At 67.8% G+C, this 19,946-nt stretch carries 21 protein-coding genes and 1 other RNA gene; 9 read left to right on the forward strand and 13 right to left on the reverse strand.

What is annotated here, in order from left to right:
• The first annotated feature begins 97 nt into the window (after nucleotides 1–97).
• Both ACI766_RS28215 and ACI766_RS28220 read left to right on the forward strand, forming a co-directional pair.
• Nucleotides 98–550 (forward strand): NfeD family protein, encoded by a 453-nt coding sequence (locus tag ACI766_RS28215; RefSeq protein ID WP_003107402.1) that lies wholly within the window; start codon nucleotides 98–100, stop codon nucleotides 548–550.
• A gap of 131 nt (nucleotides 551–681) precedes the next feature.
• A complete protein-coding gene (locus tag ACI766_RS28220) occupies nucleotides 682–1,011 on the forward strand; it encodes a DUF2388 domain-containing protein (protein WP_003118034.1) in 330 nt (109 codons plus the stop codon).
• 34 nt (nucleotides 1,012–1,045) lie between these two features.
• Here ACI766_RS28220 and gcvP read toward each other — a convergent pair whose 3' ends face one another.
• The 6 genes from gcvP to ACI766_RS28250 form a co-directional block, all read right to left on the reverse strand.
• Complete coding sequence (gcvP, locus tag ACI766_RS28225; RefSeq protein WP_023086735.1) at nucleotides 1,046–3,922, reverse strand: aminomethyl-transferring glycine dehydrogenase; 2,877 nt, start codon at nucleotides 3,920–3,922, stop codon at nucleotides 1,046–1,048.
• Between the two features lie 173 nt (nucleotides 3,923–4,095).
• The gene (gcvH, locus tag ACI766_RS28230) at nucleotides 4,096–4,485 is read right to left on the reverse strand and encodes a glycine cleavage system protein GcvH (RefSeq protein WP_003107397.1); all 390 of its coding nucleotides are present in this window, start codon (nucleotides 4,483–4,485) and stop codon (nucleotides 4,096–4,098) included.
• Nucleotides 4,486–4,531: 46 nt separating this feature from the next.
• Nucleotides 4,532–5,614, reverse strand: coding sequence for a glycine cleavage system aminomethyltransferase GcvT (gene gcvT, locus ACI766_RS28235; protein ID WP_003114049.1), 1,083 nt, complete (start codon nucleotides 5,612–5,614; stop codon nucleotides 4,532–4,534).
• A 150-nt stretch (nucleotides 5,615–5,764) separates the two neighbouring features.
• Entirely contained in the window at nucleotides 5,765–7,384 is a 1,620-nt protein-coding gene (locus ACI766_RS28240; RefSeq protein WP_003099178.1) for an ABC transporter permease, read from the reverse strand.
• 67 nt (nucleotides 7,385–7,451) lie between these two features.
• Complete coding sequence (locus ACI766_RS28245; protein ID WP_003096289.1) at nucleotides 7,452–8,450, reverse strand: extracellular solute-binding protein; 999 nt, start codon at nucleotides 8,448–8,450, stop codon at nucleotides 7,452–7,454.
• 67 nt (nucleotides 8,451–8,517) lie between these two features.
• A complete protein-coding gene (locus tag ACI766_RS28250) occupies nucleotides 8,518–9,432 on the reverse strand; it encodes a LysR family transcriptional regulator (RefSeq protein WP_003099180.1) in 915 nt (304 codons plus the stop codon).
• 96 nt (nucleotides 9,433–9,528) lie between these two features.
• On the opposite strand from ACI766_RS28250, the gene ACI766_RS28255 reads away from it, so the two are divergent.
• Together ACI766_RS28255 and ACI766_RS28260 are read left to right on the forward strand one after the other, a co-directional pair.
• The gene (locus tag ACI766_RS28255) at nucleotides 9,529–10,722 is read left to right on the forward strand and encodes an MFS transporter (RefSeq protein ID WP_003114048.1); all 1,194 of its coding nucleotides are present in this window, start codon (nucleotides 9,529–9,531) and stop codon (nucleotides 10,720–10,722) included.
• Nucleotides 10,723–10,760: 38 nt separating this feature from the next.
• A complete protein-coding gene (locus tag ACI766_RS28260) occupies nucleotides 10,761–11,582 on the forward strand; it encodes a hypothetical protein (protein ID WP_003118038.1) in 822 nt (273 codons plus the stop codon).
• Nucleotides 11,583–11,618: 36 nt separating this feature from the next.
• Here ACI766_RS28260 and ACI766_RS28265 read toward each other — a convergent pair whose 3' ends face one another.
• The 5 genes from ACI766_RS28265 to ACI766_RS28285 are packed head-to-tail and all read right to left on the reverse strand — an operon-like array spanning nucleotide 11,619 to nucleotide 16,442.
• Nucleotides 11,619–12,836, reverse strand: a complete 1,218-nt coding sequence (locus tag ACI766_RS28265; RefSeq protein WP_023086737.1) for a 2-octaprenyl-3-methyl-6-methoxy-1,4-benzoquinol hydroxylase — start codon at nucleotides 12,834–12,836, stop codon at nucleotides 11,619–11,621.
• Between the two features lie 28 nt (nucleotides 12,837–12,864).
• Nucleotides 12,865–13,347 carry a hotdog fold domain-containing protein gene (locus ACI766_RS28270; protein WP_003099189.1) on the reverse strand — a complete coding sequence of 161 codons (483 nt, stop codon included), beginning with the start codon at nucleotides 13,345–13,347 and terminating at the stop codon, nucleotides 12,865–12,867.
• 4 nt (nucleotides 13,348–13,351) lie between these two features.
• Nucleotides 13,352–14,536 carry a 2-octaprenyl-6-methoxyphenyl hydroxylase gene (gene ubiH, locus ACI766_RS28275; RefSeq protein WP_003099190.1) on the reverse strand — a complete coding sequence of 395 codons (1,185 nt, stop codon included), beginning with the start codon at nucleotides 14,534–14,536 and terminating at the stop codon, nucleotides 13,352–13,354.
• A gap of 7 nt (nucleotides 14,537–14,543) precedes the next feature.
• A complete protein-coding gene (gene pepP, locus ACI766_RS28280) occupies nucleotides 14,544–15,878 on the reverse strand; it encodes a Xaa-Pro aminopeptidase (RefSeq protein WP_003096308.1) in 1,335 nt (444 codons plus the stop codon).
• 9 nt (nucleotides 15,879–15,887) lie between these two features.
• Nucleotides 15,888–16,442, reverse strand: a complete 555-nt coding sequence (locus ACI766_RS28285; protein WP_003099193.1) for a YecA family protein — start codon at nucleotides 16,440–16,442, stop codon at nucleotides 15,888–15,890.
• A 188-nt stretch (nucleotides 16,443–16,630) separates the two neighbouring features.
• Between ACI766_RS28285 and ACI766_RS28290 the strand changes: the two genes are divergently transcribed.
• The 4 genes from ACI766_RS28290 to ACI766_RS28305 all read left to right on the forward strand — a co-directional run bounded on the left by ACI766_RS28290 (nucleotide 16,631) and on the right by ACI766_RS28305 (nucleotide 17,984).
• On the forward strand, nucleotides 16,631–16,840 hold the full coding sequence (locus ACI766_RS28290) for a TIGR02449 family protein (protein ID WP_003096314.1): 210 nt from the start codon (nucleotides 16,631–16,633) through the stop codon (nucleotides 16,838–16,840).
• Nucleotides 16,837–17,151: a cell division protein ZapA gene (locus ACI766_RS28295; RefSeq protein WP_003096316.1), complete on the forward strand. Its 315-nt coding sequence runs from the start codon at nucleotides 16,837–16,839 to the stop codon at nucleotides 17,149–17,151. Before ACI766_RS28290 ends, ACI766_RS28295 begins: the two co-directional genes overlap by 4 nt.
• A 33-nt stretch (nucleotides 17,152–17,184) precedes the next feature.
• Nucleotides 17,185–17,363: non-coding RNA, 6S RNA (ssrS, locus tag ACI766_RS28300), on the forward strand.
• 9 nt (nucleotides 17,364–17,372) lie between these two features.
• A complete protein-coding gene (locus tag ACI766_RS28305; RefSeq protein WP_003096321.1) occupies nucleotides 17,373–17,984 on the forward strand; it encodes a 5-formyltetrahydrofolate cyclo-ligase in 612 nt (203 codons plus the stop codon).
• A 50-nt stretch (nucleotides 17,985–18,034) separates the two neighbouring features.
• Here ACI766_RS28305 and ACI766_RS28310 read toward each other — a convergent pair whose 3' ends face one another.
• Nucleotides 18,035–18,166, reverse strand: coding sequence for a hypothetical protein (locus ACI766_RS28310; protein ID WP_003096323.1), 132 nt, complete (start codon nucleotides 18,164–18,166; stop codon nucleotides 18,035–18,037).
• Nucleotides 18,167–18,350: 184 nt separating this feature from the next.
• On the opposite strand from ACI766_RS28310, the gene ACI766_RS28315 reads away from it, so the two are divergent.
• Nucleotides 18,351–18,809, forward strand: a complete 459-nt coding sequence (locus ACI766_RS28315) for an EVE domain-containing protein (protein WP_003114044.1) — start codon at nucleotides 18,351–18,353, stop codon at nucleotides 18,807–18,809.
• A 9-nt stretch (nucleotides 18,810–18,818) separates the two neighbouring features.
• On the opposite strand, the gene ACI766_RS28320 is transcribed toward ACI766_RS28315, so the two are convergent.
• Nucleotides 18,819–19,943, reverse strand: a complete 1,125-nt coding sequence (locus tag ACI766_RS28320) for an ABC transporter permease (protein WP_003099197.1) — start codon at nucleotides 19,941–19,943, stop codon at nucleotides 18,819–18,821.
• Between the last annotated feature and the right edge of the window lie 3 nt (nucleotides 19,944–19,946).

Raw genomic sequence — 19,946 nt, forward strand, 5'->3', positions numbered from 1 at the left:
CCCAGCCGCGGCGCACCGCACCTGCGGCGAGCCGCGAGCGGCGTCCCTGGCTCGATGTGGCTCGGCCGGCCGCCGAGCCGGCGCTGAGGGCCGGCCGATGGAAATCCTGCTGCTACGCCTGGACTTCTGGGACTGGCTGGCCTTCGGTACCGTCCTCCTGCTCCTGGAAATCTTCGGTGCCGGCGGCTATCTGCTGCGGGTCGGCCTCACCGCCGCTTGTGTCGGTGCGCTCGGCGCGCTCCTGCCGGGACTGGCCTGGCCTTGGCAGGTAGGGCTGTTCGTCCTGCTCTCCGGGCTGGTCGCCGCCTTGCATCGGCGCCGTCGCCGCAAGGCCGGTAGCGTCGAGGAAACGCCAGGGTTGCAGCGACGCGGCGACGACCTGTTCGGCCGCACCTTTCCCTTGCACCGGGCGATCGTCGGCGGGCTCGGCGAGCTGCGCGTCGAGGACGCGTCGTGGCTGGTCAGCGGTCCCGACCTGCCGCGCGGCGCCCTGGTCCGGGTCACCGGCCAGGACGGCGCCCTGCTGCACGTCGAGCCTGCCGCGCCCTGAATCGCTGTAGCTCCCGGCCGGCGGGGGCTGTACGGCAGCGGAAAAAGCGACCGGACGGTCATCCCCGCTGGAACTCCGGGACGGCAAACGCGATCTGATGTAACACGCAGCCCCCTATCAGGAGTTCCCCCATGCGTTCCGTCAAACTCGCCGCCACCACCCTGGTCATCGCCGCCCTGCCGCTGGGCTCGGCCATGGCCGATACCTTCTGGCGCAACATCATTTCCTCGGGTGCCACCACGGCCTCCACCTACCTGACCTTCCGCCACGACCACAAGCTGATCGTCGCCGCGCAGGACGACGCCGGCAGCTACATCGCCAGCGACGGCGCGATCCGCGGGCCGTACCTGGAAGCCGCCCTGCAGAAGCTGCGCAACGACAACCCGGACCTGCAGGCCAGCGACATGGAACTGGCCAGCGCGATCCTCGCCGGCGGCGAGCAGTCCGCCGTCCAGCAGTAGGCCACGGCGACCTCGCCTCCGCCCGGAGGCGAGGTCACTCGCGGTAGTCGTCCAGCGGCACGCAGGCGCAGAACAGGTTGCGGTCACCGTAGACGTTGTCCACCCGGTTAACCGCCGGCCAGTACTTGAACGCCCGCGCATGTTCGCTCGGGGTCACCGCCTCGGCGATCTCGTAGGGTCTCTGCCAGATCCCGGTGACGTCGGCCAGGGTATGCGGCGCCCGTTTCAGCGGGTTGTCCTCCGCCGGCCAGGCGCCGCTCTCCACCTTGCCGATCTCGGCCCTGATGCTCAGCATCGCCTCGACGAAACGATCCAGCTCCGCCTTCGACTCGCTCTCGGTCGGCTCCACCATCAGCGTGCCCGGCACCGGGAAGGACATGGTCGGGGCGTGGAAGCCGTAGTCCATCAGGCGCTTGGCCACGTCTTCCTCGGTTATCCCGGTCTGCGCCTTGAGCGGTCGCAGGTCGAGGATGCATTCGTGGGCGACGCGCTCGTTGCGCCCGCGGTAGAGCACCGGGAACGCCCCGTCCAGGCGGTTCGCCAGGTAGTTGGCGGAGAGGATCGCCACCTCGCTGGCGTCGGCCAGCTGCGGGCCCATCATGGCGATGTACATCCAACTGATCGGCAGGATGCTGGCGCTGCCCCAGGGCGCCGCGCTGACCGCGTCGTTCAGCGGGTTCGGCCCTTCGACGCGGATCACCGGATGGTTGGCGACGAACGGCGCCAGGTGCCGCTTGACCCCGATCGGCCCCATGCCCGGCCCGCCACCACCATGGGGGATGCAGAAGGTCTTGTGCAGGTTCATGTGCGAGACGTCCGCGCCGATGTCCGCCGGTCGCGCCAGGCCGACCTGGGCGTTGAGGTTGGCGCCGTCCATGTAGACCTGGCCGCCGTGGCGGTGGACCACTTCGCAGATCTCGCCTATCCCCTCCTCGTAGACGCCGTGGGTCGAGGGATAGGTGATCATCAGGCAGGACAGCCGGTCGCCCGCCTCGGCCGCCTTGAGGCGCAGGTCGTCGAGGTCGACGTTGCCGCAGGGATCGCACTCGACGATCACCACCCGCATGCTGGCCATGATCGCCGAGGCCGGGTTGGTGCCATGCGCCGATGCGGGGATCAGGCAGATGTCGCGCTGGCTATCGCCGCGGCTCTGGTGGTAGCGGCGGATCGCCAGCAACCCGGCATATTCGCCCTGTGCTCCCGAGTTCGGCTGCATGCAGATGGCGTCGAAGCCGGTGATCGCCCGCAGCCAGGCTTCCAGTTCGTCGATCATCCGGCGATAGCCCTCGGCCTGCTCGCGCGGCACGAACGGATGCAGTTCGGCGAATTCCGGCCAGGTGATGGGGATCATTTCGCTGCTGGCGTTGAGCTTCATGGTGCAGGAGCCGAGCGGGATCATCGCCTGGTTCAGCGCCAGGTCCTTGCCTTCCAGCTGGCGCAGGTAGCGAAGCATCTCGGTCTCGCTGTGGTGGGCGTTGAACACCGGATGCTGCAGGTAGGCCGAAGTGCGTTGCAGGACCGCCGGGATGCCGTCGGCCACCGCCCCGCCATCCAGGTGCGCGACATCCAGCCCGTGGCCGGCGCCGAGGAAGATCTCGAACAGGGTCGCCAGGGTCGCCGCGTCACAGGTTTCGTCGAGGCTCAGGGCCAGCCGCCGGTCGTCGACCACGCGCAGGTTGACCCGTGCCGCCCGCGCCCGTTCGAGGATCGCCGCCTGACGCTCGCCGACCTCGTAGGTCAGGGTGTCGAAGAAGTGCCGGTTGAGCCGCCGCAGTCCCTTGCTTTCCAGGCCCGCCGCCAGCAGCGCGGTCAGGCGCTGGACGCGTTGGGCGATGCGTTTCAGCTCCTGTGGCCCATGGTAGACGGCATACAGCGAAGCAATGTTGGCCAGCAGCACCTGGGCGGTGCAGATGTTCGAGTTGGCCTTTTCCCGACGGATGTGCTGCTCGCGGGTTTGCAGGGCCATGCGCAACGCCGGGTTGCCGCGGGCGTCGCGGGAAACGCCGATGATCCGCCCCGGCATTGCCCGCTTGTACCCTTCGCGGGTGGCGAAGAACGCCGCGTGCGGCCCGCCGTAGCCCATCGGTACGCCAAAGCGCTGGGCGCTGCCGAGCACCACGTCGGCACCGAGTTCCCCCGGCGGGGTCAGCAACAACAGGGCGAGCAGGTCGCTGGCGACGCAAGCCAGCGCCTGTTGGCCGTGCAACGCCTCGATAAGCGGGCGCAGGTCGCGGATCTCGCCGCGACTGTCCGGGTATTGCAGCAAGGCGCCGAACACCGCGTGGGCGGCAAGATTGTCCGGCTCGTCGACGACCAGCTCGAAACCGAACGCCTCGGCGCGGGTCCGCAACACCGAAACGGTCTGCGGATGGCAATGCGCATCGACGAAGAACCGGTTGCTCCTGGCCTTCGCCACCCGCCTGGCCAGGGCCATGGCCTCGGCGGCGGCGGTGGCTTCGTCGAGCAGCGAGGCGCTGGCCAGGTCGAGTCCGGTGAGGTCGATGGTCAGTTGCTGGAAATTCAGCAGCGCTTCCAGGCGGCCCTGGGCGATTTCCGGCTGGTAGGGCGTATAGGCGGTGTACCAGCCGGGATTCTCCAGCACGTTGCGGAGGATCACCGACGGCGTCACGGTGCCGTAGTAGCCCATGCCGATCAGGCTGGTCCAGCGCTGGTTGAGCCCGGCGTAGCCGCGCAGGCGCGCCAGGGCGGCCTGTTCGTCGAGCGCGGCGGGCAGTTCCAGCGGCCGGTTGAGGCGGATCGCCGGCGGCACCGTCTGCACGATCAGTTCGGCGCGAGTGGAAACTCCGAGGAAGTCCAGCATGGCCTGCTGTTCCGCAGGATCGGGGCCGAGGTGGCGGCGCAGGAAGGCATCGGCGGGCTGGAGCTGGGCGAGGGACGGCGTCTGCGACATGGCTTCGGTCTCGTTGGGGGCGGCATCGCCCTGCCAGCGATCGTCGCCGAACGGATATCGAATGAGAAAGCAACGACGGCGAAAACGCATTTCGCCGCTGCAAAAAGAACAAAGCCTCGAATGATCGAGGCCTTGTCCAAGGATAGCGGGTTTTGTCGCGACTACGCGGCGGCTCAGCCTTCCGCGTCGACGGCGGCCTGGTAGCCAGCGGCATCGAGCAGCTTGTCCAGCTCGGCCGGATTGCTCGGCTTGAGCTTGAAGAACCAGGACGCGTACGGGTCGTTGTTGACGTCTTCCGGGGTGTCGGCCAGGGCTTCGTTGATGGCGATGACTTCGCCGCCGATCGGCGAATAGATGTCGGAGGCGGCCTTCACCGACTCGACCACGCCCGCTTCCTGCCCGGCGGCGAGGGTCTTGCCCAGCTCCGGCAGCTCGATGAAGACCACATCGCCAAGGGCTTCCTGGGCATGGTCGGAAATGCCCACGGTAACGCTGCCGTCGGCTTCCAGGCGAGCCCATTCGTGGCTCTGGGCGTAACGCAGTTCGGCGGGAATATTGCTCATCTTGTTTTCCTCGAAGTCGGGGGCGACGGCGGTCGCCATTGCCAGGTTAGATCAGGGGCTTGCCGTGACGCACGAAACTGGGCTGGACCACCCGTACCGGGTACCACTTGCCGCGGATTTCCACCTCGGCGCGGTCGCCGGTGGCGGCCGGCACGCGGGCCAGCGCGATGGACTTGTTCAGGGTAGGCGAAAAGCTGCCGCTGGTGATCTCCCCCTCACCAATGCCAGCTACCCGCACCACCTGGTGGGCGCGCAGCACGCCGCGCTCCTCCAGTACCAGGCCGACCAGCTTCGGCTGGTCGCCGGCGGCCTTCTGCGCTTCCAGCGCGCGGCGGCCGACGAAGTCCCGCGCAACCGGCTCCCAGGCTACGGTCCAGCCCATGTTGGCGGCAAGCGGGGAAACGCTTTCGTCCATGTCCTGGCCGTAGAGATTGAGCCCGGCCTCCAGGCGCAGCGTATCGCGCGCACCCAGGCCCGCCGGGGAGATCCCGGCGCCAACCAGCTCGTTGAGGAAACCCGGCGCCTCGGCGGCCGGCAGCATGATTTCCAGGCCGTCCTCGCCGGTGTAGCCGGTGCGGGCGATGAACCAATCGCCCTCGGCACGGCCCTGGAACGGCTTGAGTTCGCGTATCAGCGCGGCGCGTGCCGGGGATACCAGTTCGGAGCTGTGCACGCGGGCGTTGGGGCCCTGGATGGCGAGCATCGCCAGGTCGCCGCGTTCCTGCAGGTCGACCTTGAAGCCGGCGGCCTGCGCCTGCATCCAGGCGATGTCCTTGTCGCGGGTGGAAGCATTGACCACCACCCGGTAGCCGTGCTCGGTCAGGTAGACGATCAGGTCGTCGACCACCCCGCCCTCTTCGTTGAGCATCGCGCTGTAGAGCGCCTTGCCGGTTTCGCCGAGACGCGCCACGTCGTTCGCCAGGAGATGCTGCAGATAGGCCGTGGCCTGCTCGCCGGCGACGTCGACCACGGTCATGTGGGACACGTCGAAGACGCCGCAGTCACGCCGGACCTGATGGTGCTCCTCGACCTGCGAACCGTAGTGCAGCGGCATGTCCCAACCGCCGAAATCGACCATCTTGGCGCCGAGCGCGACGTGCAGCTCGTAAAGCGGGGTGCGCAATCCCATGGGTATTCTCCTTCCGGGCGTAGCGGGTGCCGTCGGCAGGGACCGCCGGCACGAAATCGCGCGCATTGTAGCCGCAAGCCCCGGAGCAGGACACCATGGAAGCGTGCCGCGATCCGTGCATAGACCCTACGACCTGCATGGATACTGGGCTCAGCGATCTGAATGATGGGCAGAACGACGAATCAACCCGACCACCGGTAGCAGGCCGACCAGCACCAGGGTCAGGGCCGGCAGCGAGGCGCGCGCCCATTCGCCCTCGCTGGTCATCTCGAAGATCCGTACGGCCAGGGTGTCCCAACCGAAGGGACGCATCAGCAGGGTCGCCGGCATCTCCTTGAGCACGTCGACGAAGACCAGCAGCGCGGCGCTCAGCGAGGCCGGCAGCAACAGCGGCAGGTAGACCCGCAGGAACAGCAGCGGGCCGCCCACGCCGAGGCTGCGCGAGGCTTCCGGCAGCGACGGGCGGATCCGCGCCAGCCCGCTTTCCAGCGGCCCGTAGGCCACCGCCATGAAACGGATCAGGTAGGCCAGCAGCAGGGCGAACAGACTGCCCAGCAGCAGCGGCTTGCCGGCGCCGCCGAGGGCGCTGGAAAGCGGGATCACCCAGTGATTGTCCAGCCAGCTGAAGGCCAGCATGATCGAAACCGCCAGGACCGAGCCCGGCAGCGCATAACCGAGGTTGCCCAGGCCCACCGCGCCGCGGATAGCGCGGGTCGGCGCCAGGCGCACGGCGAAGGCCAGCAGCAGGGCCACGGCGACCGTCGCCAGCGCGGCGATGCCGCCCAGCGTCAGGGTATGGCCGATCAGGTCCCAGTAGCGCTCGTCGAGGTCGAAACGGCCCTGGCGCCAGAACCAGACAACCAGTTGCGCCACGGGAATCACGAAGGCGCAGAGGAACACCAGCCCGCACCAGGCGCTCGCCGCCAGCGCCCTGGCGCCGCGCAGGCGATACAGCGGCGCGCCGCGCGGACGCTCGCTGGCGGCCTTGGCTCGGCCTCGCGTGTGGCGCTCGCCGAGCAGCACCAGGCATACCCCGAGCAACAATAGGCTGGCCAGCTGGGCGGCGCTGGAGAGGCTGTAGAAGCCGTACCAGGTCTTGTAGATGGCGGTGGTGAAGGTGTCGAAGTTGAACACCGATACCGCGCCGAAGTCGGCCAGGGTTTCCATCACCGCCAGCGCCAGGCCGGCGCCGATCGCCGGCCGCGCCATCGGCAGGGCGACCCGCAGGAACGCCTGCCAGGGCGACAGGCCGAGAACCCGCGCGGCTTCCATCAGGCCCTTGCCCTGGGCGATGAAGGCGCTGCGCGCGAGCAGGTAGACATAGGGATAGAACACCAGCACCAGGACCAGGATCACCCCGCCGGTGGAGCGTACGCGCGGCAACCGCAGGCCGCTGCCGAACCACTCGCGCAGCAGGCTCTGCACCGGTCCGGCGAAATCCAGCAGGCCGACGAAGACGAACGCCAGGACGTAGGCCGGGATCGCGAACGGCAACATCAGCGCCCAGTCCAGCCAGCGCCGCCCGGGGAATTCGCAGAGGCTGGTGAGCCAGGCCAGGCTGACCCCGAGCAGAGTCACGCCGATGCCGACGCCGAGCACCAGGGTCAGGGTGTTGCCGAGCAGGCGCGGCAACTGGGTATCCCACAGGTGGCTCCAGATTTCCCGGTCGATCTCCAGCCAGCTCAGCAGCAGCACGCTGAGCGGCAGCAGCACCAGCGCGGCAACGGTGAAGGTGATGGGGTACCAGCGGCGGGGAGCGGGATGGGCCACGAAATCCTCGGTGCGGAACGAACGACGCCCCGCTCGGACGAGCCGGGGCGTCGAGTATAACCGGCGGTCAGTTCCAGCCGGCGCGGTCCATCAGGCGAATCGCCTCGGCCTGGCGCTTGCCGGCAACTTCCACCGGGATGCTGTCGGCCTTGAAGCTGCCCCAGCTGGCGACTTCGGCTGACGGCGCGACCTGCGGGTTGGCCGGGAATTCCTGGTTGATCCCGGCGAACAGCGCCTGGGCGTCGGGCCCGGTCATCCATTCCACCAGCGCCTTGGCTGCCTCGGGATGCGGCGCGTGGCGAGTCAGGCCGATGCCCGACAGGTTGACGTGGACGCCGCGGTCGGCCTGGTTCGGCCAGAACAGCTTGACCCGCAGGTTCGGGTTCTGCTTGTGCAGGCGCCCGTAGTAGTAGGTATTGACGATGCCGACGTCGCACTGGCCGGCGTCCACCGCCTGGATCACCGCGTTGTCGTCGGCGAATACGTCGGTGGCCAGGTTGTTCACCCAGCCCTGGAGGATTTCCTCGGTCTTCTGCGCCCCGTGGGTCTCGATCAGGGTCCCGGTCAGCGACTGGTTGTAGACCTTCTTCGCCGTGCGCAGGCACAGGCGGCCTTCCCATTGCTTGTCGGCCAGGGCTTCGTAGGTGCTCAGCTCTTCCGGCTTGACCCGCTCGGTGGAGTAGACGATGGTCCGCGCGCGCAGCGACAGTCCGGTCCAGCTATCGGTGCTGGAACGATACTGCGAGGGAATGTTCCGTTCGATGGTGGCCGACTTGAACGGTTGCAGCAGGCCCATCTGCTCGGCCTGCCAGAGGTTGCCGGCGTCCACGGTGAGCAGCAGGTCGGCCGGGGTGTTAGCGCCTTCGGCCTTGATCCGCGCCATCAGCGGCGCTTCCTTGTCGGTGATGAACTTGACCTTCACGCCGGTCTTGCTGGTGTAGGCATCGAACACCGGCTTGATCAGCTCGTCGATGCGCGAGGAATACACCACCACTTCGTCGGCGGCCTGGGCCAGGCCGGTGATGCCCAGGGCCAGGGCGGCGAGTAGAGCTTTGCTTGCCTGCATGAAGAACAGCCTCGTCAGCGGAACGTAGGCACGAATGATAAGAAATCTCGCTTGCGAACCCGCGCGACTAAATGTGTCGGGGTGTTTCGCCTGCGTCCAAGCCACCGAGGATGGCGAGGAACGCCTCCACCGCGGCGCTGCGGCCATGGCGGCGGGTGAAGACGAGGAAATCGGCCAGCGCCTCGGGCTCGGCCAGCGGGCGATAGACGACTCCGGCCCGGGCCAGCGCGGTGCTGCAACGCGGCACCAGGGCAACGCCCTGGCCGGCCGCGACCAGGGCGATGATCGAGGTGATCTGGCGTCCGGCCGGTCCCCTCGTCAGCGCCAGCCCGGCCTTCCGGTAGAGGCGCTCGATCAGTTCGTTGAGGCCGGAGCCGTAGTCCAGTGGAAACAGGATCAGCGGCCGATCACGCAGATCGTACAGGTCGATCCGCTCTTGCCGCGCCAGCGGATCGCCGTTGGGCACGGCCACCACCAGCGGCTCGCCGCCCAGGGCCAGCACCTCGATGCCGACCTGGCCTTCCGGCGGCGGCAGGCGCCCCAGCCCCACATCGATGCCGCCTTCGGCGATCTGCGCCCATTGCGCCGCCGAAGCGCCTTCGAGCAGCTCCAGTTGCACCTCCGGATGGCGCTCGCGGAACAGTCGGATCGCCTCGGTGAACAGGTCCGACAGGGCGATGGAGCTGGCGTAGCCGAGGGTCAGGTGGCCGGCCAGCCCCTGCGCCAGCTTGCGGGCGAAGCCGGCGGTGCGCTCCAGTTGGTCCAGCAGGGCGCGTGCGTAAGGCAGGAACAGGCTGCCCTCGGCGGTGAGGGTCACCGCCCGGCTGGAGCGGTCGAACAGGCGAAAGCCCAGCTCTTCCTCCAGCGCGGATATCTGCCGGGTCAAGGGCGGCTGCGCCATGTGCAGGCGCTGGGCGGCGCGGCCGAAATGCAGGGTTTCGGCAACGGCTGCGAAGCAGCGCAGGCGGCGTAGGTCGAGCATGCGGTTCCTCGGTATCGATCGGTCCTGAATCGGTATTGGCCAGCCCGTCGGGAGCGCCCCTATAACAGGGGGTTTCTCGTCCAGGCAGAGCGTTCCATGAATTCGTCCCAGGGTTTCCCCCGCCTCGCGCTGTTTCTCTGCGGTTGCGCTGCGTTCCTCAATCTCTATACCACCCAGGGCATCTTCGACGAACTGGCGGCGAGCTTCCACATCAGCGCCCATCAATCGAACTGGAGCATCACCGCCACCACCCTGGCGGTGGCTCTCGCCGCGCCCTTCGTCGGCCGACTCAGCGGCGGCCGCGAGCGCAGCCGGGTGATCGCCTTCGCCGCCAGCCTGCTCTGCGTGCCCATGCTGCTGGCCGCCCATGCCGGCAGCTTCGCCGCCTTCCTGCTCTGGCGCTTCGCCGAAGGGATGCTGATTCCCCTGCTGTTCGCCAGCAGCGTGGCCTACATCGGCGAGCGCTGGAGCGGCGGCGCGGTCATCGAGCTGACCAGCCTCTATGTCGCCGGGACCATCCTCGGCGGCTTCGCCGGACGCTTCCTCACCGGCCTGCTGACCGAGGAGTGGGATTGGCGCGTCGCCTTCCGGATCCTCGCCGGGCTGACCCTGCTCATCGCTGTCGCCATCCGTGCGCTGCTCCCTGCCAATTCTGGCAGGCACGCGCCCGCACCGGGGAAACGCCCCTTAGTATCCCGTGAACTGTTCCGGGCTCCGCTGCTGTCGTCCTACGCGGTGGGGTTCTGTGTCCTCTTTTCCCAGGTCGCCATGTTCACCTATATCGGCATCCATCTCAGCCGTCCGCCGTACAGCCTGGACACCGCTCAGCTCGGCTCGATCTACGCGGTGTTCCTCCTCGCCCTGCTGGTGATTCCCGCCAGCGGCCGCCTGGCCCGCACCCGCCCGCACCGCCAGTTGCTGCTGGGCGCATCGCTGCTGGGCGTGTGCGGCTCGCTGCTGACCCTGGCGCCGGGCCTGCCGACGATTCTCGTCGGCCTGGCCCTCAGCGCCACCGGCGTGTTCCTCGCACAGTCCACGGTCAACGCCTTCACCGCCAGCAATGCCGGGACCGACAAGGCCGGTGCCGTCGGCCTCTACCTGACCTGCTACTACGCCGGCGGCAGCCTCGGCGCGGTACTGCCGGCGCCATTCTGGGAGCGCTGGGGCTGGCCGGGCTGCCTGGGCCTGATCCTCCTGGCCCAGTTGCTGCCGTTGCTTCTGACCCGCTACGGCTGGTCCGCACCACAGGCCGAACGCGCGGCCCTGCGCGCGTCGCAAGGAAGACCGTAACCATCGCAAGAACAACAAGAACCGACAGGAGGTTAGCCATGAACCATGTCATCACCCCCCACAGCAAGCTGCTCGGCGTCATCGAGCCGGTCCTCAACGACATGCCCGCCGGAACCCTGCGCCACGCACTGTTCCGGGCCTTCTGGGACGAGACGGCGTCGTTGCTGGACATCGAGGACGCCTTCGCCCGGGTCACCGCCCGGCGCCAGGCGGTCGAGCCGCTGCGCAAGTTCTTCGCCAGTTGGTCGAAGACCAACAACTCGGCGGCCAGCGTTTCCGGACTGGCCAATCGCCTTACCCTGCTGGCCCGTTCGGAACAGGGTTCGGCAGCGGCAGACCAGCTCTATCGAGCCTGCGGCAGCCTGCAACGGATCACCGACGAAGACCTCGGCGCCCTCGGCAACACCGTGCATGCCGATCTTTTCTACACCATGGCCACCACCCTTTGCGGCGACGACCGCTGGCTGCTGCGCGAGAACTGCCTGCCTTCGGCGCAGGCGTTCAAGGACTGGACCGACCGCCAGCGCCTGCGCGAGCGCGACCTGATGCAGGGACTGCTGACCACGCTGGTACACGAGGTCTATACCCACGGCGAGGTGGAGTACATCCACCCGCTGTACAAGGAATGGTTCAGCCGCGACATGGGCGTACCCGCCGAACGCGCCCGCGCCACCGTGGCCTGGGTAACGGTGCACACCGGCGGCACCGAGAGCAATCACTTCGCCCACGCCACGGCGGCGGTGAACGCCTTCGTCGAGGCGATGGAAATCGAGGTGAACGAAGAAGCCGCGCGCAACCTGTTCGGGCTCTACCTGCGCAACAAGGCGCAGGTCATGCGTGACTGCGCGGCGCTGTTCTGAGGACTGGCGGCCCTCCCGTCAGGGGGGCCGCCCCGCTCAGACTCGTGCCAGCATCGGCAGGTCGCCGCTGAGGCCAAGCGCCTGGCGGACGAACAGCGCCTTCGCCTCGTGATGGCCGTCGACCAGGCGCAGGCCGGCGTTGCGCAGCCAGCGCAGCGGCAACCGGTCGGCCTGGAACAGGCGCTCGAAGCCTTCCATCGCCGTCATCATGCCCAGGTTGTGCGGCATCCGCCGCCGCTCGAAGCGACTCAGCACGCGTTCGTCGGCAAGCCGTTCGCCGCGCTCCAGGGCGTGCAACAGGACCTCGGACAGCACCGCCGCATCGAGGAAGCCCAGGTTCACGCCCTGTCCGGCCAGCGGGTGGATGGTGTGCGCAGCATCGCCGACCAGCGCCAGGCCCGGCTCGACGTAACGCTTGGCGTGCCGCTGGCGCAGCGGGATGCACAGGCGCCGGTCGGCATGCAGGATGGCGCCCAGGCGCTGTTCGAAGGCTTCGCCGAGGGCGGCGCGGAAGCCATCCTCGTCCAACGCCATCAGGCGTTCTGCCTGTTCCGGGGTGGTCGACCAGACGATCGAGCACCAGTGCTCGTCGCCGCGGTCCGGCAGGGGCAGGAAGGCCAGCGGACCGTCGTCGGTGAAGCGCTGCCAGGCGGTTGCGCGGTGCGCGTTCTCGCAGCGCACGCTGGTGACGATGGCGTGGTGCAGGTAATCCCATTCGCGGGTGGCGCAGCCGGCCAGGCGGCGTACCGCCGAGTTGGCGCCGTCGGCGGCGACCACCAGCGGCGCACGCAGCTGGCGACCGTCGGCCAGGATCAGCAGCCAGTCGTCGCCGGAGTGGCGCATCTGTTCCAGGCGCGCATTGGCCAGCAGGCCGGTGGTGGAATCGTGCAGGCGTTCCAGCAGGGCGTCCTGCACCACCCGGTTCTCGACGATATGGCCGAGTACCTCGGCGTGCACGCTGGCGGCGCTGAAGCCGATCCGCCCGGTGCCGGAGCCATCCCACACCTGCATCTCGCGATAGGGCTCGGCGCGGCGCGCGACGATGCCGTCCCAGGCATGCAGGCGCTGGAGAATCCGCCGGCTGGCTTCGGACAGCGCGCTGACCCGCGGCTCGTAGGGCGCCTCCGGCTTGAACGGCGCCACGTCGAGCGAGCCGCCGTCCACCAGCAGCACCTCCAGGCCGCTGCCCTCCAGGGCCAGGGCCAGGGCGCTACCGACCATGCCGGCGCCGACGATGACCAGATCCGCGTGCATATCCTCGTTCTCCACTCGTGGGCCCTCTTCAGGCCGCGTTCCGCAGGCGCGGCTTGAGCCGCACGTACAGGGTTTTCTGAACCCGCGCCACCAGGGTGCCGGCGTCGTCGCGCACTTCGGCGTGCAGCCGGGGCAGGTACTTCTCGCCGCCGGCGGTCCGCTCGCGGACCTCGTCGAGCAGCTTCTGGTCGATGCTGAAATGCGCATGCACCGGGCCCTTGCCCGGGCTGACGAACTCGATGTTGGCCGCCTTGTCCCAGACCACGTAGTCGCGGCCCAGGTTCTCCATCAGCATCAGCATGAAGAACGGGTCGGTCATCGCGTAGAGGCTGCCGCCGAACTGGGTGCCTACATAGTTGCGATTGAGCCGGTTCAGGCCCATGCGCACCCGAACCTCGCGGAAATCGCCAGCGATGTGCCGCACACGGATGCCCGCCCCCAGGAAGGGCGGGTAGAGATTCATGGCGAAGCGCAGCAGGCGGGCCTTGCGCGCCCTCGACCAGACCGGCATGGCGCTACAGCGGCCGCGCGCCGAGGCCCATGGCCTGGCGGGCGAACCAGCGCTTGGCCGGCGGCAGCAGGTCGAGCCCGAGCAGGCCGAGGTTGCGCCCGGCGCCGAGCAGCGCGCGGTCGTTGGAGAACAGCCGGGTCACCCGGTCGGAGAAGCCGACGGTCATCTGCTGGTCCAGGCGCTGCCCATCGAGGTAGCGCTGCAGCACGGCGAACTCGCCCAGCGGCGCGTCGTCGTGGAGCAGGGCGTCGACCAGCGCCAGGGTGTCGCGCAACGACAGGTTGAAGCCCTGGCCGGCGATGGGGTGCAGACTGTGCGCAGCGTTGCCCAGCACCACCAGGTGCGGACGCACCTGCTCGCGGGCCTCGACCAGGTGCAAGGGGTAGCAGTGCCGTGCGCCGACCTGGCGGAAGGCGCCGAGGCGGTAGCCGAAGGCAGCCTGCAGCTCGCCGAGGAAGGCCGCGTCATCGAGGCCACGCAGGCGTTCGGCGTCCTTGCCTGGGCGGGTCCAGATCAGCGCGCAACGGTTATCCGGCAACGGCAGGAGGGCCATCGGACCGCTGGGGGTGAAGCGCTCGAAGGCCTGCCCGAGGTGCGCCTCGGAGGGCGATACGTTGGCGATCAGCGCAGTCTGCCGGTACGGCGTCTGCTCCACGGCGATGCCAAGTTGTTCGCGCAGCCCGGAACGACCGCCATCGGCGAGGATCGCCAGCTCGCAATCGAGTTGCGTCTCGTCGTCGAGGGTAAGCCGGTAACCGCCCTCCCGGGCTTCCAGGGTCTTCACTTCGGCCGGGCAGTGCCAGCGCACCACCTCGGGGTCGAGCGCCTTCCACAGGCACTGGCCGAGCCAGGCGTTCTCCACCACGTAGCCCAGCGCCGGCACGCCTTCCTCGATGGCGGTCAGGCGGGTGGCGCCGAAGCGGCCGCGGTCGGAAACATGGATATGCAGGATCGGCTCGGCGCGCTCGGCGATCGCCGGCCACAGGCCGAGTCGCTCGTAGATCTGCCGGCTGCCGTAGGACAGCGCCGAAGAGCGGGCGTCGTAGCTGGGCTGGTAGGCGTTGCCGGGGGCGAAGGGTTCGATCAGCACGATCGACCAGCCGCGCTCCCGAGCGCCGGCCTGCAGGGCCAGCGCCAGCGAGGCGCCGACCAGGCCCCCGCCGATGATCGCCAGGTTGACCTTGCTCATCGTCACCTCAGGCTGCCTCGCTCTTGGCCGCGGCCATCAGCGCCTCGATCTCGGCGACGGTCTTCGGCACGCCGTTGGTCAGCACTTCGCAACCATTGCGGGTGACCACCACGTCGTCCTCGATGCGTACGCCGATACCGCGCCACTTCTTCGCCACCGAGGTATTGTCCGGGGCGATGTAGATGCCCGGCTCGACGGTCATCGCCATGCCCGGTTCGAGCACCCGCCATTCGCCGCCGACGCGGTACTCGCCGACGTCGTGCACGTCCATCCCCAGCCAGTGGCCGGCGCGGTGCATGTAGAAAGCCTTGTAGGCCTCGTGGGCGATCAGCTCGTCGACGTCGCCCTCCAGCAGGCCCAGGCGCACCAGCCCGGCGGTGATGACCCGTACGGTGGCCTCATGGGCCTCGTTCCAGTGGCGACCGGGGGCGATGTAGTCGAACGCCGCCATGTTGGCTTCCAGCACGAGTTCGTAGATCGCCTTCTGCTCGGGACTGAAGCGGCCATTGGCGGGGAAGGTACGGGTGATGTCGCTGGCGTAGCAGTCGATCTCGCAGCCGGCATCGATCAGGATCAGGTCGCCGTCCTTGATCGCCGCATCGTTCTCGCGGTAGTGCAGGATGCAGGCGTTGCGTCCGGCGGCGACGATCGAGCCGTAGGCCGGCATCTTCGCCCCGCCCTTGCGGAACTCGTATTCCAGTTCGGCTTCCAGGTGGTACTCGAACAGCCCCGGCCGGCACACCTCCATCGCCCGGATGTGCGCCCGGGCGGAGACCTCGGCGGCGTAGCGCATGACCTTCACTTCGTTGGCGCTCTTGTACAGCCGCTGGTCGTGCAGCAGGTGGTCGAGGGCAACGAACTCGTTCGGCGGCTGCGCGCCCTGGCGGGCCTTGGAGCGGATCACGTTGATCCAGTCCATCAGCCGGCGGTCGAAGTCGGGATTGGCGCCAAGGGCGTAGTAGACCCGGTCGCGGCCTTCGATCAGGCCGGGCAGGATGTCGTCGATATCGCCGATGGGAAAGGCGTCGTCGGCGCCGTACTGGCCGATCGCACCGTCCTGGCCGGCGCGCAGGCCGTCCCACAGTTCACGCTCCGGATCCCGCTCGCGGCAGAACAGCACGTATTCGCCGTGAGCACGGCCGGGAATCAGCGCCATCACCGCCTCCGGCTCGGGGAAGCCGGTGAGGTACTGGAAGTCGCTGTCCTGGCGGTAGACATGCTCGACGTCGCGATTGCGGATGTACATCGGCGCCGCCGGCAGGATGGCGATGCTGTTGGGTTCCATCTGCGCCATCAGCGCCTTGCGCCGACGGGCGTACTCCGACTTGGGGATACGGATCATGCAGAAACCTCAGTGCAGTGAAGGCTTGGGAGCGGGCTCCAGCGGCTTGCCGCACTCGGCGAACAGCAGCAGCGGAGCGACCCGCAGGTATTCCATGACTTCCATATAGTCCGTCTCGCCGTCCTCGCTGTCTTCCAGCTGGCCCTGGACCTGGGCGATGGCGGCCATGTCCTGCAGCACTTCCTCGGCTTCGCCGGTCAGGCTGCCTTCGCGGGCGGTGAGGCCGAAACCGGCGAGGAAACCCTGGCACCATTGGCCGAGCGCCTCGGTGCGCTGGGCGAGCGGGGTTTCGTCGTCGGGCAGGAGCATGACGACGGCGACCTCGCCGGCGGAAAAGTCCTGCCGGACCATGCCGAGCAGGCCGGACAACGCGGCCTTGAGTCGTTCGCCCGGCGCGCCGCCGAGCAGTTCGGCGGCAGCGTGTTGCCAGGCGGCCTCGTCGAAGCCGGCGCCGGCGCAGACCCGACCCAGCAGATGGCCGTGCAGTTCGGCCGGCGAGACCGGCATGGCCGCCTCGGCGAGAAGGGAGGAAAAGGCGCTGTAGGCGGAATTCTGAGTGGACATCTCGGGACCCTGACGGCTGGGCGCCATTGGGGCGCTACACGTGAAATGAAGATGGTTATCCTAGCACCGCCCGCCCCGGCAAGACCATGCGACCGGTTGCCGGCGCGCCGGCCCGGCCGGGGCATTGGCCCCGACCGGGGACGATCCTATATAGTTGTCCAATCACCCCAATTCCCAAGCGAGAGCCCATGGAAGACGCCGATCTGCAATTGTTGACGGCCAAGTTCGACCAGCTGCTCCAGAAGCTGGAACAGCTCAAGGCGGAGAACCGGCTGCTGCGGGCGAACGAAAAGTCCTGGCGCGAGGAGCGCGCTCATCTGATCGAAAAGAACGAAATGGCGAGACACAAGGTCGAAGCGATGATTTTGCGTCTGAAAGCCTTGGAGCAGGACACATGAGCCAGTCGAATACCCTCACCGTGCAGATTCTCGACAAGGAATACTGCATCAATTGCCCGGACGACGAGCGCGCCAACCTGGAAAGCGCCGCCCGTTACCTGGACGGCAAGATGCGCGAGATCCGCTCCAGCGGCAAAGTCATCGGCGCCGACCGGGTTGCCGTGATGGCCGCCCTCAACATCACCCACGACCTGCTGCACCGCAAGGAGCGCCTGGACCAGGAAAGCAGCTCGACCCGCGAGCGCGTGCGCGAACTGCTCGATCGCGTCGACCGCGCCCTGGCGAATCCGGCCGATGCCGGCGAAGCCTGACCCGGGCGCGGCCAATTCGGGTATACTGGCCTCCGCTCCCTGGTGTGTTGGCCAGTCGGTGATGTCCCTGAGCCGATAACTGCAACAACGGAGGTTGCCAGTTGGACCGGTGTGCATGTCCGCACGACGGAAAGCCTTAAGGTCTACTGCAACCGCCACCTTGAACTTTCGGGTTCAAGGGCTAACCCGACAGCGGCACGACCGGGGAGCTACCTTTCCACATGATCGAATCGCAAGACCTCAGCCGCCCGGCCCTGCGCCGCAAGCTCCGCCAGGCGCGCCGCGCGCTCTCCCCCCTGCAGCAACGCCTCGCCGCCCGCGCCCTCTATCGACAACTGGCGCAGCATCCCCTTTTCCGCCGTGCCCGCCATATCGCCCTGTACCTGCCCAACGACGGCGAGATCGACCCGCGTCCGCTGCTGCGTGCGGCGCAGAAGCGCGGCAAGGCCACCTACCTGCCGGTGCTGGCGCCCTGGCCGCGGACGCGCATGGTATTCCAGCGGGTCGGCAGCGGCGAACGCTGGACCCGCAACCGCTTCCGCATCAGCGAACCGCTGGCCGACGCCGGCCGCCAGCGCAAGGCCTGGGCGCTGGACCTGGTACTGCTGCCGCTGGTGGGGTTCGACGAACAGGGCGGGCGCCTGGGCATGGGCGGCGGCTTCTACGACCGCAGCCTGGCCTACCTGGCGAGGCGCAAAAATGGTCACAAACCGACGCTGATCGGCCTGGCCCATGAATGTCAGAAGGTGGATCGACTGGCGCTGGCCAGCTGGGACATTCCCCTGGCGGGAACGGTGACCGATGCGGGCTGGTACGTGGCAGGGAAACGCTAGGAAGGAGGGAGAACCCTGGGTACCGCGTTCCATGCGATACCCGGCGAGTCTTACGGCTGTTGCGTCACCTGGGCGGGCGTGCTGGCCTGTCGTTCCCAGAGGCTCTGGGTATAACCGGTGGTGACGACCCCAAGTCCGAAGATGATGACCAAAACCCACAGCAAGTCTGGCTTGCGCTTCATCGATTGCCTCCCCCTTCCAGGCAATTTTCGAGGCCGGTCCTTGCGATTATCTTATCGCCTGAGCACCCTGCCCCGCTGAAAAACGGCATTTTCCGATAAGCTGAAGTCATACGCAATTACACCGGCGACCGGTGGTCACGCGCAGACGTTTCCTACGTATATCTACGAAAGAGGAGCAAAGTTCATGCCTGCCTACTGGCTGATGAAATCCGAGCCGGACGAACTCTCGATCCGCGACCTGCAACGCCTCGGAACCGCCCGCTGGGATGGCGTGCGCAACTATCAGGCGCGCAACTTCATCCGCAGCATGAACCCCGGCGACCTGTTCTTCTTCTACCACTCCAGTTGCCCGCAGCCCGGCATCGCCGGTATCGCCCGCATCGAAGGCGAAGCCTACCCCGATCCCACGGCCCTGGATCCCGCCAGCCCCTACCACGACCCCAAGGCCAGCGCCGGGAAGAACCCCTGGAGCGCCCGCGACGTCAGCTTCGTCGAAGCCTTCGCCGAGGTCGTTCCACTGGCCCGGCTGAAGGCCCAGGACGCCCTGGCCAACCTCGCCCTGGTGCAGAAGGGCAGCCGCCTCTCGGTAATGCCGGTCAGCGCCGAGGAATGGCAGGCGATCCTGCCGCTGGCGAAACGCTGAAGCCATCGCTCAGGCCATCTGCGAGATGGTCCGGCGGAAACGCCAGAGCGCGCCGAAGAAGAACGCCGAACCGATCACCACGATACCGGCGAACTGCGGCCAGACGATGTCGAAACCGGCGCCGCGGAACAGGATCGCCTGGGCCAGGCTGACGAAATGCGTGGTCGGCGCCGCCAGCATGATGTTCTGCACCAGTTCCGGCATGCTTTCCCGTGGCGTGGTGCCGCCCGAAAGAATGTTCAGCGGCAGCAGCACGAGGATGGTCAACAGTCCGAGCTGCGGCATCGAACGCGCCACCGTGCCGAGGAATATGCCCATGGAGGTGGTGGCGAACAGATGCAATCCGGCGCCGAGCAGGAACAGTCCCACCGAGCCGCTGATCGGCACGTCCAGCCAGCCACGCACCACCCACTGCAACGAGAGCCCCGCCGCCACCAGCACCACCAACCCCATCGACCAGACCTTGGCCATCATGATCTCGAAGGCCGACAGCGGCATCACCAGCAGGTGCTCGACGGTGCCGTGCTCGCGCTCGCGGATCAGCGCGGCGCCGGTGAGGATGATCGACAGCATGGTGATCTGGTTGATCACTTCCATCACCCCACCGAACCAGGCCTGGGTCAGGTTCGGGTTGAATTCCATGCGCACCTCGATCTGCGCCGGCATGCTCGGCTCCGCGCGGTAGCGGCTGACGAATTCGCGCACCTCGGTGGCGACGATGTTCTGGATGTAGCCTGCGCCGGAGAAGGCCTGCCCGGTCTGGGTCGCGTCGACGTTGACCTGGATCGAGGGCTTGCGCCCGGCGAGCACGTCGCGCTGGAAGTCCGGCGGGATATCGAGGGTGAAGGTATACAGGCCGACGTCCATGCCGCGATCCATCTCGGCATGTCCGATCATTTCCGGCGGCCGGAAGTATGGGGGCTGGAAGGCATTGACGATACGCGACGAGAGCTGCGAGCGGTCCTCGTCGACCACCGCGATTGGCGCGTGATGCAAGGTTTCCGGAATACCGGTGGCGGAACTGTAGACGCCCAGGGTGAAGGCCCAGACGATCAGTGCCAGCATCGCGTAGTCGCGGCCGAGACTGCGGAACTCCTTGATGCCCAGGTTGAAGATGTTGGCCAGGCTGCGCATCGC

The organism is Pseudomonas sp. DL, from assembly GCF_047199225.1.
GTDB lineage: Bacteria > Pseudomonadota > Gammaproteobacteria > Pseudomonadales > Pseudomonadaceae > Pseudomonas > Pseudomonas aeruginosa.

What these genes read in the sequence shown, in the direction of transcription:
- ACI766_RS28215 (WP_003107402.1), top strand. Translation starts at nt 98, where the DNA reads ATGGAAATCCTGCTGCTACGCCTGGACTTCTGGGACTGGCTGGCCTTC.
- ACI766_RS28220 (WP_003118034.1), top strand. Translation starts at nt 682, where the DNA reads ATGCGTTCCGTCAAACTCGCCGCCACCACCCTGGTCATCGCCGCCCTG.
- gcvP (WP_023086735.1), bottom strand. Translation starts at nt 3,922, where the DNA reads ATGTCGCAGACGCCGTCCCTCGCCCAGCTCCAGCCCGCCGATGCCTTC.
- gcvH (WP_003107397.1), bottom strand. Translation starts at nt 4,485, where the DNA reads ATGAGCAATATTCCCGCCGAACTGCGTTACGCCCAGAGCCACGAATGG.
- gcvT (WP_003114049.1), bottom strand. Translation starts at nt 5,614, where the DNA reads ATGGGATTGCGCACCCCGCTTTACGAGCTGCACGTCGCGCTCGGCGCC.
- ACI766_RS28245 (WP_003096289.1), bottom strand. Translation starts at nt 8,450, where the DNA reads ATGCAGGCAAGCAAAGCTCTACTCGCCGCCCTGGCCCTGGGCATCACC.
- ACI766_RS28250 (WP_003099180.1), bottom strand. Translation starts at nt 9,432, where the DNA reads ATGCTCGACCTACGCCGCCTGCGCTGCTTCGCAGCCGTTGCCGAAACC.
- ACI766_RS28255 (WP_003114048.1), top strand. Translation starts at nt 9,529, where the DNA reads ATGAATTCGTCCCAGGGTTTCCCCCGCCTCGCGCTGTTTCTCTGCGGT.
- ACI766_RS28260 (WP_003118038.1), top strand. Translation starts at nt 10,761, where the DNA reads ATGAACCATGTCATCACCCCCCACAGCAAGCTGCTCGGCGTCATCGAG.
- ACI766_RS28265 (WP_023086737.1), bottom strand. Translation starts at nt 12,836, where the DNA reads ATGCACGCGGATCTGGTCATCGTCGGCGCCGGCATGGTCGGTAGCGCC.
- ACI766_RS28270 (WP_003099189.1), bottom strand. Translation starts at nt 13,347, where the DNA reads ATGCCGGTCTGGTCGAGGGCGCGCAAGGCCCGCCTGCTGCGCTTCGCC.
- ubiH (WP_003099190.1), bottom strand. Translation starts at nt 14,536, where the DNA reads ATGAGCAAGGTCAACCTGGCGATCATCGGCGGGGGCCTGGTCGGCGCC.
- pepP (WP_003096308.1), bottom strand. Translation starts at nt 15,878, where the DNA reads ATGATCCGTATCCCCAAGTCGGAGTACGCCCGTCGGCGCAAGGCGCTG.
- ACI766_RS28285 (WP_003099193.1), bottom strand. Translation starts at nt 16,442, where the DNA reads ATGTCCACTCAGAATTCCGCCTACAGCGCCTTTTCCTCCCTTCTCGCC.
- ACI766_RS28290 (WP_003096314.1), top strand. Translation starts at nt 16,631, where the DNA reads ATGGAAGACGCCGATCTGCAATTGTTGACGGCCAAGTTCGACCAGCTG.
- ACI766_RS28295 (WP_003096316.1), top strand. Translation starts at nt 16,837, where the DNA reads ATGAGCCAGTCGAATACCCTCACCGTGCAGATTCTCGACAAGGAATAC.
- ACI766_RS28305 (WP_003096321.1), top strand. Translation starts at nt 17,373, where the DNA reads ATGATCGAATCGCAAGACCTCAGCCGCCCGGCCCTGCGCCGCAAGCTC.
- ACI766_RS28310 (WP_003096323.1), bottom strand. Translation starts at nt 18,166, where the DNA reads ATGAAGCGCAAGCCAGACTTGCTGTGGGTTTTGGTCATCATCTTCGGA.
- ACI766_RS28315 (WP_003114044.1), top strand. Translation starts at nt 18,351, where the DNA reads ATGCCTGCCTACTGGCTGATGAAATCCGAGCCGGACGAACTCTCGATC.
- ACI766_RS28320 (WP_003099197.1), bottom strand. Translation starts at nt 19,943, where the DNA reads ATGCGCAGCCTGGCCAACATCTTCAACCTGGGCATCAAGGAGTTCCGC.